General features: G+C 65.1%; 13 protein-coding genes. 9 read left to right on the top strand and 4 right to left on the bottom strand.

Annotated elements, in window-relative coordinates; all coding sequences use genetic code 11:
• Nucleotides 1–385 precede the first annotated feature (385 nt).
• The gene (locus tag PMI40_RS04220; protein WP_008112468.1) at nucleotides 386–847 is read right to left on the bottom strand and encodes a MarR family winged helix-turn-helix transcriptional regulator; all 462 of its coding nucleotides are present in this window, start codon (nucleotides 845–847) and stop codon (nucleotides 386–388) included.
• A gap of 296 nt (nucleotides 848–1,143) precedes the next feature.
• On the opposite strand from PMI40_RS04220, the gene PMI40_RS04215 reads away from it, so the two are divergent.
• From PMI40_RS04215 to PMI40_RS04175, 9 genes are all read left to right on the top strand, one after another.
• Entirely contained in the window at nucleotides 1,144–3,249 is a 2,106-nt protein-coding gene (locus PMI40_RS04215; RefSeq protein ID WP_008112466.1) for a TonB-dependent siderophore receptor, read from the top strand.
• A gap of 236 nt (nucleotides 3,250–3,485) precedes the next feature.
• Complete coding sequence (locus PMI40_RS04210) at nucleotides 3,486–4,982, top strand: ABC transporter substrate-binding protein (protein ID WP_008112464.1); 1,497 nt, start codon at nucleotides 3,486–3,488, stop codon at nucleotides 4,980–4,982.
• A gap of 87 nt (nucleotides 4,983–5,069) precedes the next feature.
• Entirely contained in the window at nucleotides 5,070–6,017 is a 948-nt protein-coding gene (locus PMI40_RS04205) for an ABC transporter permease (RefSeq protein WP_008112462.1), read from the top strand.
• A gap of 16 nt (nucleotides 6,018–6,033) precedes the next feature.
• Nucleotides 6,034–6,924: an ABC transporter permease gene (locus PMI40_RS04200; RefSeq protein WP_008112460.1), complete on the top strand. Its 891-nt coding sequence runs from the start codon at nucleotides 6,034–6,036 to the stop codon at nucleotides 6,922–6,924.
• Between the two features lie 10 nt (nucleotides 6,925–6,934).
• Nucleotides 6,935–7,894, top strand: a complete 960-nt coding sequence (locus PMI40_RS04195; RefSeq protein WP_008112458.1) for an ABC transporter ATP-binding protein — start codon at nucleotides 6,935–6,937, stop codon at nucleotides 7,892–7,894.
• 7 nt (nucleotides 7,895–7,901) lie between these two features.
• A complete protein-coding gene (locus PMI40_RS04190) occupies nucleotides 7,902–8,858 on the top strand; it encodes an ABC transporter ATP-binding protein (protein WP_008112455.1) in 957 nt (318 codons plus the stop codon).
• A gap of 34 nt (nucleotides 8,859–8,892) precedes the next feature.
• Nucleotides 8,893–10,512 carry a gamma-glutamyltransferase family protein gene (locus PMI40_RS04185; RefSeq protein WP_008112453.1) on the top strand — a complete coding sequence of 540 codons (1,620 nt, stop codon included), beginning with the start codon at nucleotides 8,893–8,895 and terminating at the stop codon, nucleotides 10,510–10,512.
• Nucleotides 10,513–10,525: 13 nt separating this feature from the next.
• On the top strand, nucleotides 10,526–11,299 hold the full coding sequence (locus tag PMI40_RS04180; protein ID WP_008112451.1) for a GntR family transcriptional regulator: 774 nt from the start codon (nucleotides 10,526–10,528) through the stop codon (nucleotides 11,297–11,299).
• Between the two features lie 48 nt (nucleotides 11,300–11,347).
• Nucleotides 11,348–12,241 carry a ketopantoate reductase family protein gene (locus tag PMI40_RS04175; RefSeq protein ID WP_008112450.1) on the top strand — a complete coding sequence of 298 codons (894 nt, stop codon included), beginning with the start codon at nucleotides 11,348–11,350 and terminating at the stop codon, nucleotides 12,239–12,241.
• A gap of 766 nt (nucleotides 12,242–13,007) precedes the next feature.
• Here PMI40_RS04175 and PMI40_RS04170 read toward each other — a convergent pair.
• From PMI40_RS04170 to gsiD, 3 genes are all read right to left on the bottom strand, one after another.
• Nucleotides 13,008–13,838 (bottom strand): M55 family metallopeptidase, encoded by an 831-nt coding sequence (locus PMI40_RS04170; protein WP_008112449.1) that lies wholly within the window; start codon nucleotides 13,836–13,838, stop codon nucleotides 13,008–13,010.
• A gap of 1 nt (nucleotide 13,839) precedes the next feature.
• The gene (locus tag PMI40_RS04165; RefSeq protein WP_008112448.1) at nucleotides 13,840–14,820 is read right to left on the bottom strand and encodes a P1 family peptidase; all 981 of its coding nucleotides are present in this window, start codon (nucleotides 14,818–14,820) and stop codon (nucleotides 13,840–13,842) included.
• Nucleotides 14,820–15,691, bottom strand: an 872-nt coding sequence (gsiD, locus tag PMI40_RS04160; protein ID WP_008112447.1) for a glutathione ABC transporter permease GsiD, incomplete at its 5' end; no start/stop codon positions are given. The genes PMI40_RS04165 and gsiD, both read right to left, overlap by 1 nt.

Raw genomic sequence — 15,691 nt, 5'->3', positions numbered from 1 at the left:
GCTTGCCGCCGCCCGCCTCCAGCGCCTGCAGGAATGCCTGGGTGGTCGGTTCCACGCCGGCATCACCGGCGGCATGGGCATTGCCAAATACCAGGCCGATGGCGGCCGCGGCAGCGAGTTTCCTGATTGCGTTCATGATCTTCTTCCTTGAGGGTAAATGTCGAACGATCGACTTTGTCAACGGTGACGGGCACCGCAATTAATAACAACACTATTAAATAGCAAACTACATATAAGACGCCATTACCTCTTGGGATAACAGCCTGATTCCACTACAAATTCTAGAACCTTACAAATAACACTATTAAATAGCACACTACTTATATCACCAAAAAAACGGATGTGTTTCATGCATCCGTCGTGAACGGGACTGCCGGTAACCGGCTCAGTCCCCCGCGTTCTTCTGCAGCCGCGCCCGCAACGCCATCAACTCTTGCTTCATTGCGGTCAGCTCGGCCACGCTGGACTCGGTAGCCCGCAGCACTTCACGCGGCAACTCCGCGGCCTGTTCGCGCAATGCGTCGCCTTCGGCCGTGAGCGAGATGATCACCTGCCGCTCGTCGCTGGCGGCACGCTCGCGACTGACCAGGCCCTGCGCCTGCATGCGCTTCAACAGCGGCGTGAGGGTGGCCGAATCAAGCACCAGGCGTTCGCCGATATCGGACACGGTCAACTGGTCCTGCTCCCACAACACCATCAGCACCAGGTACTGCGAATACGTGATGCCCATCTTGCGCAACAGCTTGCGATAGAGCTTGCTCATCGACAGCGACGTCGAATACAGGGCAAAGCACAGCTGGGCATCCAGTTGCGGGGCCGACTTGCGCTTGTCTGTTTTCGAGTTCATGCAGCGCAGTTTATTCCGCTCAAAATTAAATAGCAAGCTATCTAATTAAATATTTTTCCGTGGCCCGACCCGCCTTCGGCAGGTCAACGGCAACTCACATTCGCCGGGTAACTATCGCTTGCCGTTGGCCACGATCCACCAACCGATGGCGTCGCCAAAACGTCGTTATATGGCTCCTCCCCCCTTACCAACGATAACAAGAATCGTTATTATTAACGCCCTGTAAAGTCTTGCAAAGACCGGACTCGCTTTTTGACGCCCGGCCCGACCGGGCCATCACACCCAGGACCCCTCAAATGATGATAGTCGTATTGCCCCTTGCCGCCCGCCGCACCCGCTGCGCCACCGCCATTTCGCTGGCTTTGCTGGCCTTGCCCGGCATGGTGGCGGCCCAGGCCGCCACCGATCCGGCCAATGCCGGCGACGGGCTGGAAACCATTCACGTCAGTGGCGACTGGCTGGGCACCGGTATCGCCACCAGCGTCAAGACCTATCCGGGGGCGCGCACCGTGATGCACAAGGATGCCATCGAACATACCGGCGCCATCAGCGTAGGCGACGTACTGCGCCGCATTCCCGGGGTGCAGGCGAGCGACAATTCGGGCACCGCTGGCAGCGCCATTGCGCTCAACATCGGCGTGCGCGGCCTGACCGGGCGCTATTCGCCGCGCTCGACCATCCTGCTCGACGGCATCCCGCTGGCGTCGGCCCCTTACGGGCAGCCGCAATTGTCGTTCGCCCCGGTGAACCTGAACAATATCGACTCGGTCGATGTGATCCGTGGTGGCGGTGCAGTGCGCTACGGCCCGCAGAACGTGGGCGGCATCATCAACTTCAAGAGCCGCGCCATTCCCGTCACCCCGGGCATCGGCGGCGACGCCACCATGCGCTACAACAGCTACGGCGAAGGCGGCTCCAACAAGCAATACAGCGCCTTCGTGGGCGGCCAGGCCGACAATGGCCTGGGCCTGGCGCTGCTGTATTCGGGCCAGGAAGGCAGCGGCTGGCGCGACAAGAGCAACGAGCGCTTCAACGACCTGGCACTGAAGCTGCGCTTCGACCTGGGCGGCGGCGCCGAGCTGTACGGCAAGGTCAGCTACTACGATGTGCTCTCGCATACCCCGGGTGGCCTGACCGTGGCGCAATACAATGCCAACCCGTTCCAGAACACCCGCCCACGCGACTTCTGGAAAGGTGACCGCAAAGGCGTCGATGTCGGCTACCTCAATACCCTCTCGGACACCCAGGAGTTCGAGATCCGTGCCTATTTCAACCAAAGCGCGCGCGCCAGCTCGCTGGTCCAGCCGGGCGGCCTCGTCATGCGCAACCAACCGCGCAACTACGAGACTTTCGCCATCGAGCCGCGCTACACGCAGCGCTTCGTCGCCGGCAGCACGACCCATGACGTGACGCTCGGCTATCGCGCCCTGCGCGAACGCGGTACCGACTTCCAGGTCGACCAGACCATCGCCACCGGCGCCTTCGGCCCGACCACCGCCAACGACAACAAGACCGATGCCAATGCCGGCTATATCGACGACAAGATCGCCATCGGCAAGTGGCGCATCACACCCGGCCTGCGCTTCGAAAGCATCCGTACCACCCGCAGCCTGGTCGGCTCGAGTGCGGTCTTCCAGGCCGCCAACGACAAGCCGCTGCCGTCGCTCAACGTGGCCTACCTGCTGAGCGACGAGTTGACGCTCTTCGGCAACTACAATACCTCTTTCGGCGTGGTCCAAAATACCCAGCTCAGCAGCACCACCGCCGCCAACCCGCTGGCGCCGGAGCTGGCCAAGACCACCGAACTGGGCGCGCGCTGGAAGGGCAGCAACCTGTCGCTGGAGGCGACGCTGTTCAACATCCGCTTTGACAACCAGATCGACTCGGTACCCAACACCACGCCGACGGTGTTTCGCAACATCGGCAAGACCGAGCATGACGGGATCGAACTGGCACTCGACTATCGTTTCGACAAGGCCGGCCCGCTGGGCGGCTGGAGCCTGTTTGCCAATTACGCCTATACCCGCGCATTGCAGGAATCCGGCGCCACCGCCGGCAAGGACCTGCCGTTCTATTCGCGCATCACCGACACCATGGGCACCCGATACGAGTCCGGCCCCTGGGGCTTGAACCTGTCCACCACGCACCAGAGCCGGCAGTTCTCGGATGTGGCCAACACCGTCAACGAAAGCGCCGACGGCCTGACCGGCCAGATCCCCGGCTACCGTCTCTGGCATGTCCAGGTCGACTGGAAGGTTCCCGGCGCCAAGGGCCTGGACCTGTTTGCCGGCGTCAACAACCTGACCGACCGCCGCTATTACACCCGCACCACCGATGGCAACTTCGGTCGCCTGGTCGGTGCGCCACGCACGATTTATGTGCAAGCGCGCTATTCGTTCTAGCTAGCCTGCCACGCCACCCCGCCCCGCTTCGGGGTGGCGCCTTGCCGTGCCCTGTCCCGGCGCGTGCGCAGCCGGGCGTTTTCCCTTCCCATGGTAATAAGCACACTCTGCCGGTCAGTGGCATGAAAAATGCTTGTCTTCTTCGATGTATACATACACGTATCCGAGAACGGATTTCTTGTATGCTCCGATCTTGCTGGTCGATACGTCCTCATTGAATGCGAAAGGAAAACCGAATGCAGAAACGTCTCCCTTCCTTGCTGCCCGCCACCCTGGCCCTGCTGCTGGCCGGATTGGTCGGATCGGCCAGTGCCGCCACGCTCAACATCTCGCTCGATGCCGATCCCGGCAAGCTCGACCCGACCCAGTCGTCGATGCTCAACGAGCGCATCGTCTACCAGAGCATCTTCGACAAGCTGGTCGACCTCGATGGCGAGGGCAAGATCGTTCCGATGCTGGCCGAACGCTGGACCGTCTCGGACGACCAGAAGACCTATACCCTGCATCTGCGGCATGGCGTGAAATTCCAGGACGGCACCGCGTTCGATGCCAAGGCGGTCGAGTTCAACCTGCTGCGCGGGCAGGAAAAGACGTCCCTGCGCCGTAACGAACTCAAGTACATCAGCAAGATCACGGTAGTCGACGAGTACACTGTCAAGCTCGAACTGTCGACGCCGTTCGCGCCGTTCATGTCGGTGCTGACCGACCGCGCCGGCATGATCTCGTCGCCGGCGGCGGTCAAGAAGTTCGGCGACGACTACGTCAACAATCCGGTCGGCACCGGGCCCTTCATCTACAAGGGGCGCCTCAAGGGTGCCACCATCACGCTCGAGAAGAACCCCCACTACTGGCAGGCCGGATTGCCCAAGGTCGATGGCGTGGTCTACAAGATCATGCCGGACGTCAACGTCGCCTTCAACAACCTGCGCAGTGGCCAGGTCGACATCAGCAACCGCTTCCCGTACAAGGAAATCGGCAACGTCCCGGCCGGCGCCAAGTACACCGTGCTCAACAAGCCTTCGCTGGGCTTTCGCGGCTTCTACATGAATGCCGGCAAGCCACCGTTCGACAAGAAGGAAGTGCGTGAGGCAGTCGATATCCTGATCGACCGCAACGCCATCGCCAAGGTGGTCTACAACAATGCGGTGGCGCCTGGCCACTCGCCGTTCTCCAAGGCGCAGTTCGCCAACGGCGCGGCCGACACGCCGCCCAAGGTCGACGTCGCACGCGCCAAGGAACTGTTGAAGGCGGCCGGCAAGGAAGGCGGCTTCGCGTTCAAGCTGACACTGCCGACCACGTCCGACGAACTGCAGGCAGGCCAGATGATCCAGGGCATGCTGCGCGCCGCCGGCATCACCGTGACGCTGGAGAAGACCGAACTGGCGACCCAGATCGAAGCCGGCAAGGCGGGCAACTTCGAAGGCCTCTACGTGGGCTGGAGCGGCCGTCCCGATCCCGACCAGAACATCTATGACTTCGTCACCACCAACGGCTCGCTGAACTATTCGCACTTCGGTTCCAAGGCGGTCGACGACCTGCTGCAGAAGGCCCGCCTCGAAGGCGACCAGGCCAAGCGCCGCGTGCTGTACGACCAGGCCATGGAACTGCTGGTCAAGGAAGTGCCATATGTCTACCTGGTGCACGACAACGTGGTGTTCGGCATGTCCAATGCGATCAAGGGCTTCCAGTATGTGCCGGACGGCGTGATCCGCACCGCCACCGTATCCAAGTAAGCCCATGCGGCGCATCGCCTGCGATGCGCCGCAGTCGGCCGCAGTCGGCCGCACTCGGCCGCAGTCAGCCTTAGTCTTTTGCCAGCCATGCCCAAATTACCCAAACTGGTACAGCGCCTGTTGCTGTCCATCCCTACCCTGCTGCTGGTGAGCATGGTGGTGTTCTCGTTGCTGGCGGTGTTGCCGGGCGACCCGGTGGCCGCCATCCTCGGCATGGAAGCCACGCCCGAAGCGGCCGCCGCCATGCGCGACAAACTCGGCCTGGACCTGCCCTTGCCGGTGCAATACGGACACTGGCTGTGGGCCGTACTGCACGGCGACCTGGGGCGCTCCTTCATCGACAACGCGCCGGTGGCCGAGGCGCTCTGGCAGCGCCTGCCGGTGACCATCGAGCTGGCGGCCGGCGCCTTCCTGGTAGCACTGGTCATCGCGGTGCCGGCCGGCATCCTGTCGGCGGCGCGCCCGCGCGGCATGGCCAACGCCGCGGGCACCATCATCGCGCTGTTCGGCATGAGCGTGCCGCACTTCTGGCTGGGCATGATGTTCATCATCCTGTTCTCGGTCAAGCTGGGCTGGCTGCCGGCCTCGGGCTTCGTGCCGCTGTCGGAAGACTGGCGCGGCAACCTCGTCGCCATGGCCATGCCGATGGTGGTCACCGGCCTGCGCGAGGCGGCGATCCTGATGCGCATGGTGCGCAGCAGCCTGCTCGAGGTACTCAACGAAGACTATATCCGCACCGCCTTCTCCAAGGGCCTGCGCGACTGGCAGGTGGTGCTGGGCCATGCGCTGCGCAACGCCTTGATCCCGGTGGTCACCGCCAGCGGCCTGATGGTCTCGGGCATGCTGGGCGGGCTGGTCATCACCGAAAGCATCTTCGGCATTCCCGGCATGGGCAAGATGATCGTCGATGCCATCTTCAGCCGCGACTACGTCACGGTGCAGGCCGGCGTGCTGGCCGCCACCGTGATGGTGGTCATCGTCAACCTGTGCGTCGACCTGCTCTACAGCGTCATCGATCCACGCATCGCGCGCTGACAGCGGGCCATCCAACATGACACAAGCAAGCCAAGAAACGACTTCCCCCGCGCCGCAGCTGCCGGCGGCGCCCCGCTATCGCACGCTGCGCCGCTTCGCGGGCAACCGCCTGGCCGTCATCGGCGCGGCCATCATCGCACTGCTGGTACTGCTGGCGCTGGCGGCTCCGCTGCTGGCCCATTACGACCCGGTGTTCGACCAGGACTACGGCAACATCCTGGCCGGACCCAGCGCGGCCCACTGGCTGGGCACCGACGACCTCGGGCGCGACATCTATACCCGCATGCTGTTCGGCTCGCGCATCTCGCTGCAGGCGGCGCTGATCTCGGTCGGCCTGGCGTTTTCGCTGGGCGTGCCGATCGGCATCGTCAGCGGCTTCTACCGGGGCGCGGTCGATGCGGTGGTCATGCGCGTGGTCGATGCCCTGCAGGCGTTCCCGTCGCTGATCCTGGCGCTGGCGCTGGCGGCCGCCCTGGGCGGCGGTTTCTACAACGCCATGGTCGCGGTGGGGATCGGCTTTACCGCCTCCTTCGTGCGCCTGGCGCGCGGCCAGGCCATGACCATCCGCAATCTCGACTACGTGATGGCCGCGCGCGCCATCGGTGCCGGCAACCTGCGCATCATGTGGCGCTACGTATTGCCCAACGCGCTGGCGCCGCTGGTGATCCAGGCCACTTTCGCCATGGGCACGGCGATCATCGCCGAAGCCGGCCTGTCCTACCTCGGCCTGGGCGCGCGCCCGGAAGACCCGAGCTGGGGGTCGATGCTGCACATCGCCCAGGGCTACCTCAATACCAATCCGACCCTGGCCATGTGGCCGGGCGTGGCGATCTTCCTGGTGGTGCTGGGCTTCAACCTGCTGGGTGACGGCATCCGCGAGGTATTCGACCCGCGCCTGGCGCGCTGAAGGAAAACAGATGCTGGAAATTGAAAATCTCAAGGTCGAATTCAACAGCCACGGCCGCAGTATCGCGCCCGTCGATGGCGTGTCGTTCTCGCTCGGACGCGACCAGACCGTCGGCCTGCTGGGCGAATCGGGCTGCGGCAAGAGCGTCACCGCGCTGTCCATCCTGCGCCTGTTCCCGATGGCCAGCCGCGCCCGCCTGTCGGGCGCGATCCGCTTCGAGGGGCGCGACCTGCTCAGCGCCGACGACGCCGCGCTGCGCGGCATTCGCGGACGCGACATCGCCATGATCTTCCAGGAGCCGATGACCTCGCTCAATCCGCTGCAACGCATCGGCCACCAACTGGCTGAAATGCTGCGCATCCACAGCGACCTGCCGCGCGGCGAGATCGACGCCCGCGTGCTGGCCATGCTGGAACGGGTCGGCCTGTCGCGGGCGGCGCAGCTGGTGCATGAATTCCCGCATAGCCTGTCGGGTGGCATGCGCCAGCGCGTGATGATCGCCATGGCCCTGTTGTGCCGTCCGCAGGTATTGATCTGCGACGAGCCCACCACCGCGCTGGACGTGACCATCCAGGCCCAGATCCTGGACCTGATGCGCGACCTCAAGCGCGAGCAGCACACCTCGATCCTGATGATCACGCACGACCTCGGGGTGGTGGCCGAGATGTGCGAACGGGTGGTGGTGATGTACGCCGGACAAGTGGTCGAGCAAAGCCATGTGCGCGACCTGTTCGACCGCCCTGCCCATCCCTATACCCACGCCCTGATGCGCGCCAGGCCGGCGCTCGACGCCGTGCCCGGCATGCCGCTCACGGCCATCCCCGGCAGCGTGCCGCCGCCCGGTTCGATCGGCGCCGGCTGCCGCTTCGCGGCCCGCTGTCCCAGGGCGCAGGAGCTTTGCCGCCGCGAGATGCCACCGCTCGAAGCGATCGCCGACCAACACAGCGCACGTTGCTGGTATCCACACTGAGCCCCCGATGACGACTCCCCTGTTGCAGGTCAGCGGCCTGAAAAAACATTTCGCTTCGCACGTCGCCGGCGGCGCCACCGTCAAGGCCGTGGACGATGTCTCGTTTGCCATCGACGAAGGCCAGACCCTGGGCCTGGTCGGCGAATCCGGCTGCGGCAAATCGACCACCGGGCGCAGCGTGCTGCGCCTGATCGAACCCAGCGCCGGTCAGTTGCGCTTCATGGGCCAGGACCTGGGCGGCATGGCCGCCGGCCCGCTGCGGGCGATGCGGCGCCACATGCAGATGGTCTTCCAGGACCCCTATGCCTCGCTCAATCCGCGCATGACGGTAGGCGAAGTGCTGGAAGAACCGCTGGTGGTACACCGGCTGCACGACCGTGCCACGCGTCGCCGCAAGGTGGCCGAGGCGCTCGACATGGTGGGACTGAACCCGTCCTACGCGGCACGCCACCCGCACGAATTTTCCGGTGGCCAGCGCCAGCGCGTGGGCATTGCGCGCGCCATCATCACCCGTCCCAAGCTGGTAGTGGCCGACGAGGCGGTGTCGGCGCTGGACGTGTCGATCCAGGCCCAGATCCTCAACCTGCTCAAGCAGTTGCAGCAAGACCTCGGGCTGACCTACCTGTTCGTGTCGCACGACCTGGCCGTGATTCGCCACGTCAGCGACCAGATCGGCGTGATGTACCTGGGCCGCATGGTCGAGTTGGGTCCGCGCGATGCCATCTATGCCGCCCCGCGCCATCCCTATACCCAGGCGCTGCTGTCGGCGATCCCGCGCGAACACCCGGATGCCCCGCGCCAGCGCATCATCCTGCAAGGCAGCATCCCCAATCCGGCGGCGCCCCCGGGCGGCTGCCATTTTCATCCGCGCTGCCCGTCCTGCATGCAAACCTGCAAGACCGTCGCCCCCGCCGCCGTAGAGGTGTCGCCGGGCCACACGGTGGCCTGCCACCTGTATCGATAGAATAGTCGCCAACTCCACATCACCGAGACCGCTCATGCCCGCCTTCCCCGACTTCAGCAGCAACCACCATCCCTATATGTCACGCCGCAGCGCCGTCTATGCCCGCCGCGGCATGGTCGCCACCTCGCAGCCGCTGGCCGCGCAGGCGGGCCTGCAAGTGCTGCAGGCCGGCGGCAACGCCATCGATGCGGCCATCGCCGCGGCCGCCGCGCTGACCGTGGTCGAGCCGACCGCCAACGGTATCGGCGGCGACGCCTTTGCGCTGGTCTGGCACCAGGGCAAGCTGCACGGCCTCAATGCCAGCGGCCCGGCGCCGCAGGCGATGTCGGCCCAGCAGTTGCGCGCCGCCGGCCACAAGGAAGTCCCCAAGTACGGCGCCCTGCCGGTCACGGTGCCCGGTACGCCAAGCGCCTGGGCCGCCATGGCCCAGCGCTTCGGTCGCCTGCCACTGTCGCAATCGATGGCCGGCGCGATCGCACTGGCGCAGGACGGCTTTCCGGTCTCGCCGGTGGTGGCGCATGCCTGGCAGGCAGCATGGAACAACTTCAAGCGCGAGTTCAAGGACCCGCACTTCCAGTCCTGGTTCGACACCTTCGGCCTGGACGGTCGCGCCCCCAACGCCGGCGACCTGTGGCGCTCGCCCGGCCATGCGGCGACCTTGCAGGCGATCGCCGCCGACAACGCCGAGAGCTTCTACCGCGGAGCGCTGGCCGAACGGACGGTTGCGTTCATTGGCGCCGCCGGCGGTCACATGGCGCTGTCGGACCTGGCCGACTACCAGCCGCAATGGGTCGACCCGATCGGCGTGAACTATCGCGGCTACGACGTCTGGGAGATCCCGCCCAACGGCCATGGCATGGTGGCCCTGATGGCCTTGAACCTGCTCAAGAAATACGACTTCGGCGAACGCGACACGCTGCAGACGTACCACCGCCAGATCGAAGCCATCAAGCTGGCCTATGCCGACGGCCTGGCGCACATCGCCGAGCCGGCCCACATGAAGTTCAGCGTCGAGCAACTGCTGTCGGAGTCCTACGCCGACGAGCGCCGCAAGCTCATCGGCGAGCGCGCCACCCTGCCGGTGGCGGGCGATCCGTCGCGCGGCGGCACGGTGTACCTGTGCACCGCCGACGCCGAGGGCAACATGGTGTCGTTCATCCAGAGCAACTACATGGGCTTCGGCTCGGGGCTGGTGGTGCCGGGCACCGGTATCTCGCTGCACAACCGGGGCAACAACTTCACGCTGGAAGAAGGACATGCCAACGAACTGGCCGGCGGCAAGCGCCCCTACCACACCATCATCCCCGGCTTCATGACCCGCGACAACCAGGCCGTCGGCCCCTTCGGCGTGATGGGTGGCTTCATGCAACCGCAGGGCCATGTGCAGATGGTGATGAACACGGTCGACTTCGGCTTGAACCCGCAGGCCTCGCTGGACGCCCCGCGCTGGGAATGGGAAAAGGGCAACAAGGTGTCGATCGAGCACAGCACCGCCGAACACCTGTTCCGGGGCCTGGCCGGCCTGGGCCATGAGGTGTCGTGGTCCGGCAACCAGCTGGGCTTCGGTCGTGGCCAGATCATCTGGCGCAACGACGCCGGCGTGCTGTGCGGCGGAACCGAACCGCGCACCGACGGCTGCGTGGCCGCCTGGTAAGGAAAACCATCCTGTGAAGAGTGTCGCCATCCAGCCAGAAAGCGCCGCCCGCGAGGACGGCGAGCCGCGTAGCGTGCCGTTGCCTGAGTATGTCTACGCGCGGCTGCGCGAAGACATCTTCGACCTGCGCCTGCTGCCAGGCGACCAGATCACCGAGACCGAGATCGCCGCCTTCTTCGGCGTCTCGCGCACGCCGGTGCGCCAGGCCTTGCAGCGTTTGCAGGGCGACGGCCTGATGCAGGGCTATGTGCGTGGCGGCTGGGAGGTGGTGCCGATCGACTTCAAGCGATTCTCCGAGCTCTACGAACTGCGCAAGCTGATCGAGACCCACGCCGTGCGGCGCCTGTGCGCACGGCATGAAACGGCCGAACCGGCGCTGGTCGAGGCCTTGCGCCCGGTATGGTGCGTGCCGCAAGCGCTGCGCGAGCTGGACGGCCCCAAGGCGGCGCTGCAGGACGAGGTATTCCACCAGACCCTGGTACGCGCAGCCGGCAACCAGGAGATGACGGCCACCTTCGACCGCCTGACCGACCGCATCCGCATCGTGCGCCGGCTTGATTTCCTGTATGGCGACTGCCTGCATTCGACCTATGACGAACATGCCGCCATTCTCGACTGCATCGCCAGCGGCGACGGCGAACAGGCCATCCACCTGATGGACGAGCACATCGAAGGCAGCCACGCCGAGGTCAACCAGATCACGCTGCACCGGCTGCACAGCGCGCGGGCGCTATCGAGCAACAAGCCGCCGCCGTATGTCGCGGTCAGGGTCAGGCGCTCGTTCTGAAGCCCGCTGTGCTAGGCTCTGCCCTTTCGCTGACACAGGGAGACGGGCATGAAGGTCGCGGTGATGGGTGCAGGTGCGGTGGGGTGTTTCTACGGTGGCATGCTGGCGCGGGCCGGCCATGAAGTGGTGTTGATCGGGCGCGCGCGCCATGTCGATGCCGTCAACGACGGCGGCCTGCGCCTGCAGGCGCAGGGCTTCGACCAGACCCTGCCGATGGCGGCCAGTACCGATGCATCGATCGCCGCCGGTGCCGACCTGGTGTTGTTCTGTGTCAAGTCGACCGATACCGAAAGTGCCGGCATTCAATTACAGCCCCACCTGGGCCCTGACACACTGGTCTTGACGTTGCAGAATGGCACCGACAACGCCGACCGCCTGCGTCGGGTGATCCCGCAACCGGTATCGGCGGCGGTGGTCTATGTAGCCACCGAGATGGCCGGCCCGGGTCATGTCAGGCATCACGGCCGGGGCGAGCTGGTGATCGAACCGGCGGCTAGCAGCGAGCAAGCGGCGCAAGCGCTGATTGCCGCGGGCGTGCCGACCGAGATATCCGACAACGTACGCGGCGCGTTGTGGTTCAAGCTGATCCTCAACTGCGCCTATAACGCCTTGTCGGCCATCACCCAGCTCCCCTATGGCCGCATCGTCCAGGGCGCGGGCGTAGCCGAGGTGATTGCGCAACTGGTGCTCGAATGCCGCACCGTGGCCGACGCCGACCAGGTCACGCTGCCGGGCGACATCGATGCCGGGGTGCGCATGATTGCCGCCAGCATGCCGGGCCAATACTCCTCCACCGCCCAGGACCTGGCGCGCGGCAAGCCCAGCGAGATCGACTACCTCAATGGCTTCATCGTACGCCGCGGGCAAGCGCTGGGGGTCGCCACGCCGGTCAACCTGGCGATGGTGACGTTGGTAAAACTGCTTGAGCAAAAGGCTGCATGACGCTTCGTCGGGCGTCGGGGGATTTTTTTCCGGACAGAACCCGGCGGGGATCGTCGTCCCGGAGAAAATTCGGCCCCGCTCGGACAATCCTTCGATGGGCTTCGATACAGCGCTACGCGCTTACTCAGCCCGAACGGTGATCTTCAGGCGCAAAGAATACAGGGCTGGCGCCAAAGTAGCCTGGCTAGTTTTCTGGAAGCAAAAAAGGCGCGACAGATAGCGCCATCACGATACCAAGCCCGATGCCGAAGGCGAAGGCGAGGCGGAAACGCCTTCCCCATTCGGAGCAGCCGGTGGCGCGGGTCGAAAAGGGGATCAGGAGGACAGCCGGAGCGAAGCGACTCTGGCCTTCCCCCTTTTCGGCCCGTGACGCCGGGGACCCCGAAGGGGCTGCGTAGGGGCTGTTAGCAGCTCATCTGCGAGTGCGCAAATGAGCGGCTAACAGCCCCTGGGGGGCGCCTTCTTTGCCCCTCTTTCTTGGCGTTCAAGAAAGAGGGTCCGCTGCCGGGCGGACTCCCGGTGCTCACCTTCGACCGGAGAAAGATAAGAATAAAGCCGGTACATCTGCATGCCGCAAGAGCAGAGGACCCAGGAGGGTTCATCACGCGCCGACCCTTTGACAAGCTCAGGACAGGCCCAGGATGGGCTTCGATACAGCGCTACGCGCTTGCTCCAGCCCGAACGGTGTTCTTTAGGCACGACAAAAGACAGCGTTACGTGCTTGCGCAGCCCGACGGTATTCCTGAAACAGAAAAAAACCGCCCGATCACCGCAACATCGCCGACATCGCCGACAAACTATTCAACACCCGCACCGCATATTCAGCCCCAGGCGCATCGAACTCGAGCGTCACGTTATCGACACGGTCCAGTATCGGCAGCTGCGAAAACAGGTCGGCCTGGGCCACCGTCTGCGTCTGCAGGCGGCACCGCAATGGCCCTGGCAAGCGAAACAGCGGCATCGAGGCCGGCGCGGCCAGGAACTTGGCCACCGCCTGTTGCGCACGTTCTTCCAGCAAGGCGCAGGACGCCGCAGGCGACAGGCTGTCGCCGCTGTTGGCGCCATAGGCCTTCTTGGTCTCGGCAAAGACCGCGTGCGCAAACAGCGGCTGGTTTTCCTCGATGAAGGCATCGTCGCCGCTACCGAAGATCACCGGCACGCCGTGCTCCGCGGCCAGCGCGCCATACAGCCCGGCCTCCCCCAGCTCCTGCCCGCCCAGCCAGACCCGCGCAAACGCAAAACTGTTGGTGGTATGCGCCAGCACCCCGCGCCCTTGCGCCCGCGAATGGTAGCCCACCAGCATGACCGCATCGACGTCGTGGTCGACGCCGCCCATCATGCCCAGCACGCGCGGCTTGCCCAGCACCATGCGCGCCTGCGGGTGCAGCAGGTCGGGTAGCAGGTTGCGAAAGCCACCGTGCGAATCGTTGACCATGATGGCCACAGCGCCCGCCGCCAGGGCACCGCGGATGACCGCGTTGGCTTCATCGGTCATCCAGCGTCGCGCGCGTTCGTACTCGACGTTGCCGGCCCGGGTCTGCTCGGGATGGAACACACCGGCCACACCTTCGATGTCGACCGAAACCAGGATATTCATGTCAATTGCCTTCGTTCAATAAATCACGCAACGCGCGTCGTTGATGGCCGTCGCGCCCGACTACGCCCTCGGCCGCGAACAAGGCATTGACGATCGCCTGTTCGACACTGTCGGCGACGGCATGGAACAGCGGATCGAACACATGGTCGGCCAGCGGTTCGCCCGCCCCGGCAGTGGAAAACGCCAGCGCGATGTCACCGCTGCCGTGCCCATACACCGAACCGGTACGCGCCAGGCCGGCACCGGCACGTACCGCCAGGCGCTTCAACTGGCGCGCCTCGAGCGGCGCGTCGGTGGCGATGATGATGATGATCGAGCCCTGCTCCGGTGCCGCATCGGAAGCGGCACGGGCCGCCAGCTCGCGACCCAGCGGACGCCCGTCCAGCACCAGGTCGGGCAACTTGCCGAAGTTCGACAGCACCAGCGCGCCAACGGTGTAGCGGCCGGCCAGGCGCGACGCGCTGCCGATACCGCCCTTCATCTCGAAACTCGACATGCCCCGCCCCGCCCCCACCGCGCCCTGCGCAAAGTCGGGACCGCAGGCAGCCAGCGCGTGCTCGAAGTGCTGTTCCTGCACCGCGAACGCATGCAGGTCGTTGAGATAGCCGTCGTTGCATTCCATCACCACCGCGTTGACGGTGGGCTGGCCGCGCCCGCATTCCGGGTTGCGCGCAATGGCATGCCGCACCTGCGCCGTCAGCACCGTGCCCACGGCAAAGGTATTGGTCAGGGCAATGGGCGACTCCAGCGTGCCCAGTTCTTCGATCTGCACCAGCCCGGCGCTCTTGCCGAAGCCGTTGATGACGGCGACCGCGGCCGGCAGCTTGTGCGTGAAGGGATTGTCGCCATGCGGCACCACCACCGTCACCCCGGTCTGCACGGCACCTGCGGCCAGCGTGCAATGACCGACACCCACGCCGGCCACGTCGGCGATGCTGTTGCGTGGCCCGGCAGCCAGGCGGCCGATCTGGGGCAGTTTCATCAGCGCTGGTCGATCTTGGGATCGAGGGCGTCGCGCAAGCCGTCACCCAGCAGGTTGAACGCCAGTACCGTCAGGAAGATGGCGATGCTGGGGAAGATCGCGATATGCGGCGCGGTCATCATGTCGGCGCGCGCTTCGTTCAACATCAGGCCCCACTCCGGGGTCGGCGACTGCGCGCCCAGGCCCAGGAAGGACAAGCCGGCGGCAGTGATGATCGAGGTGCCGATGCGCATGGTGAAGTACACCACGATGGACGAGATGGTGCCGGGGAAGATATGGCGCCACATGATGGTCATGTCGGACGCACCGATACTGCGGGTGGCCTCGATGTAGGTCAGGTTCTTCAGTTGCAGCGTGTTGCCCCGCACCAGGCGCGCAAAGGCCGGGATGCTGAACACCGACACCGAGATGATGACGTTGATCATGCCGCCACCGAGGATGGCCACGATGCCGATGGCCAGCAGGATCCCCGGGAACGCGAACAGCACGTCGCAGATGCGCATGGTGATGCGGTCCCACCAGCCCTCGTAGTAGCCGGCCAGCAAACCCAGTACCGTGCCGATCACCGCGCCGATGGCCACCGACAGGAAACCGGAGGCCAGCGAGATGCCGGTGCCGACCAGGATGCGGCTGAAGATATCGCGCCCCAATGCATCGACCCCGAACCAGTGGGTCCAGCTCGGTGGCGTGCTCAGGGCGTCGTAGTCGAAGAAGTTCTCGGGATCGAACGGCACGATCCACGGCGCGACGATGGCCAGCAGCACCAGCAACAGCACGAAGCAACCGGCATACACGGCCAGGTGCTGCTTCTTGAACTTGCGCCAGAATTCGCGCCACGGGGTGCGCACCGGCTGGCCGGCGGCGGCTGCCA

It is taken from the genome of Herbaspirillum sp. YR522 (assembly GCF_000282575.1).
In the GTDB taxonomy this organism is placed as follows: Bacteria; Pseudomonadota; Gammaproteobacteria; order Burkholderiales; family Burkholderiaceae_D; genus Herbaspirillum.
This window is presented reverse-complemented; position numbering and strand designations above follow the sequence as displayed.

Bases quoted from the DNA above. Each gene is read 5' to 3' on its own strand.
- PMI40_RS04220 (WP_008112468.1), bottom strand. From the start codon at position 847: ATGAACTCGAAAACAGACAAGCGCAAGTCGGCCCCGCAACTGGATGCC.
- PMI40_RS04215 (WP_008112466.1), top strand. From the start codon at position 1,144: ATGATGATAGTCGTATTGCCCCTTGCCGCCCGCCGCACCCGCTGCGCC.
- PMI40_RS04210 (WP_008112464.1), top strand. From the start codon at position 3,486: ATGCAGAAACGTCTCCCTTCCTTGCTGCCCGCCACCCTGGCCCTGCTG.
- PMI40_RS04205 (WP_008112462.1), top strand. From the start codon at position 5,070: ATGCCCAAATTACCCAAACTGGTACAGCGCCTGTTGCTGTCCATCCCT.
- PMI40_RS04200 (WP_008112460.1), top strand. From the start codon at position 6,034: ATGACACAAGCAAGCCAAGAAACGACTTCCCCCGCGCCGCAGCTGCCG.
- PMI40_RS04195 (WP_008112458.1), top strand. From the start codon at position 6,935: ATGCTGGAAATTGAAAATCTCAAGGTCGAATTCAACAGCCACGGCCGC.
- PMI40_RS04190 (WP_008112455.1), top strand. From the start codon at position 7,902: ATGACGACTCCCCTGTTGCAGGTCAGCGGCCTGAAAAAACATTTCGCT.
- PMI40_RS04185 (WP_008112453.1), top strand. From the start codon at position 8,893: ATGCCCGCCTTCCCCGACTTCAGCAGCAACCACCATCCCTATATGTCA.
- PMI40_RS04175 (WP_008112450.1), top strand. From the start codon at position 11,348: ATGAAGGTCGCGGTGATGGGTGCAGGTGCGGTGGGGTGTTTCTACGGT.
- PMI40_RS04170 (WP_008112449.1), bottom strand. From the start codon at position 13,838: ATGAATATCCTGGTTTCGGTCGACATCGAAGGTGTGGCCGGTGTGTTC.
- PMI40_RS04165 (WP_008112448.1), bottom strand. From the start codon at position 14,820: ATGAAACTGCCCCAGATCGGCCGCCTGGCTGCCGGGCCACGCAACAGC.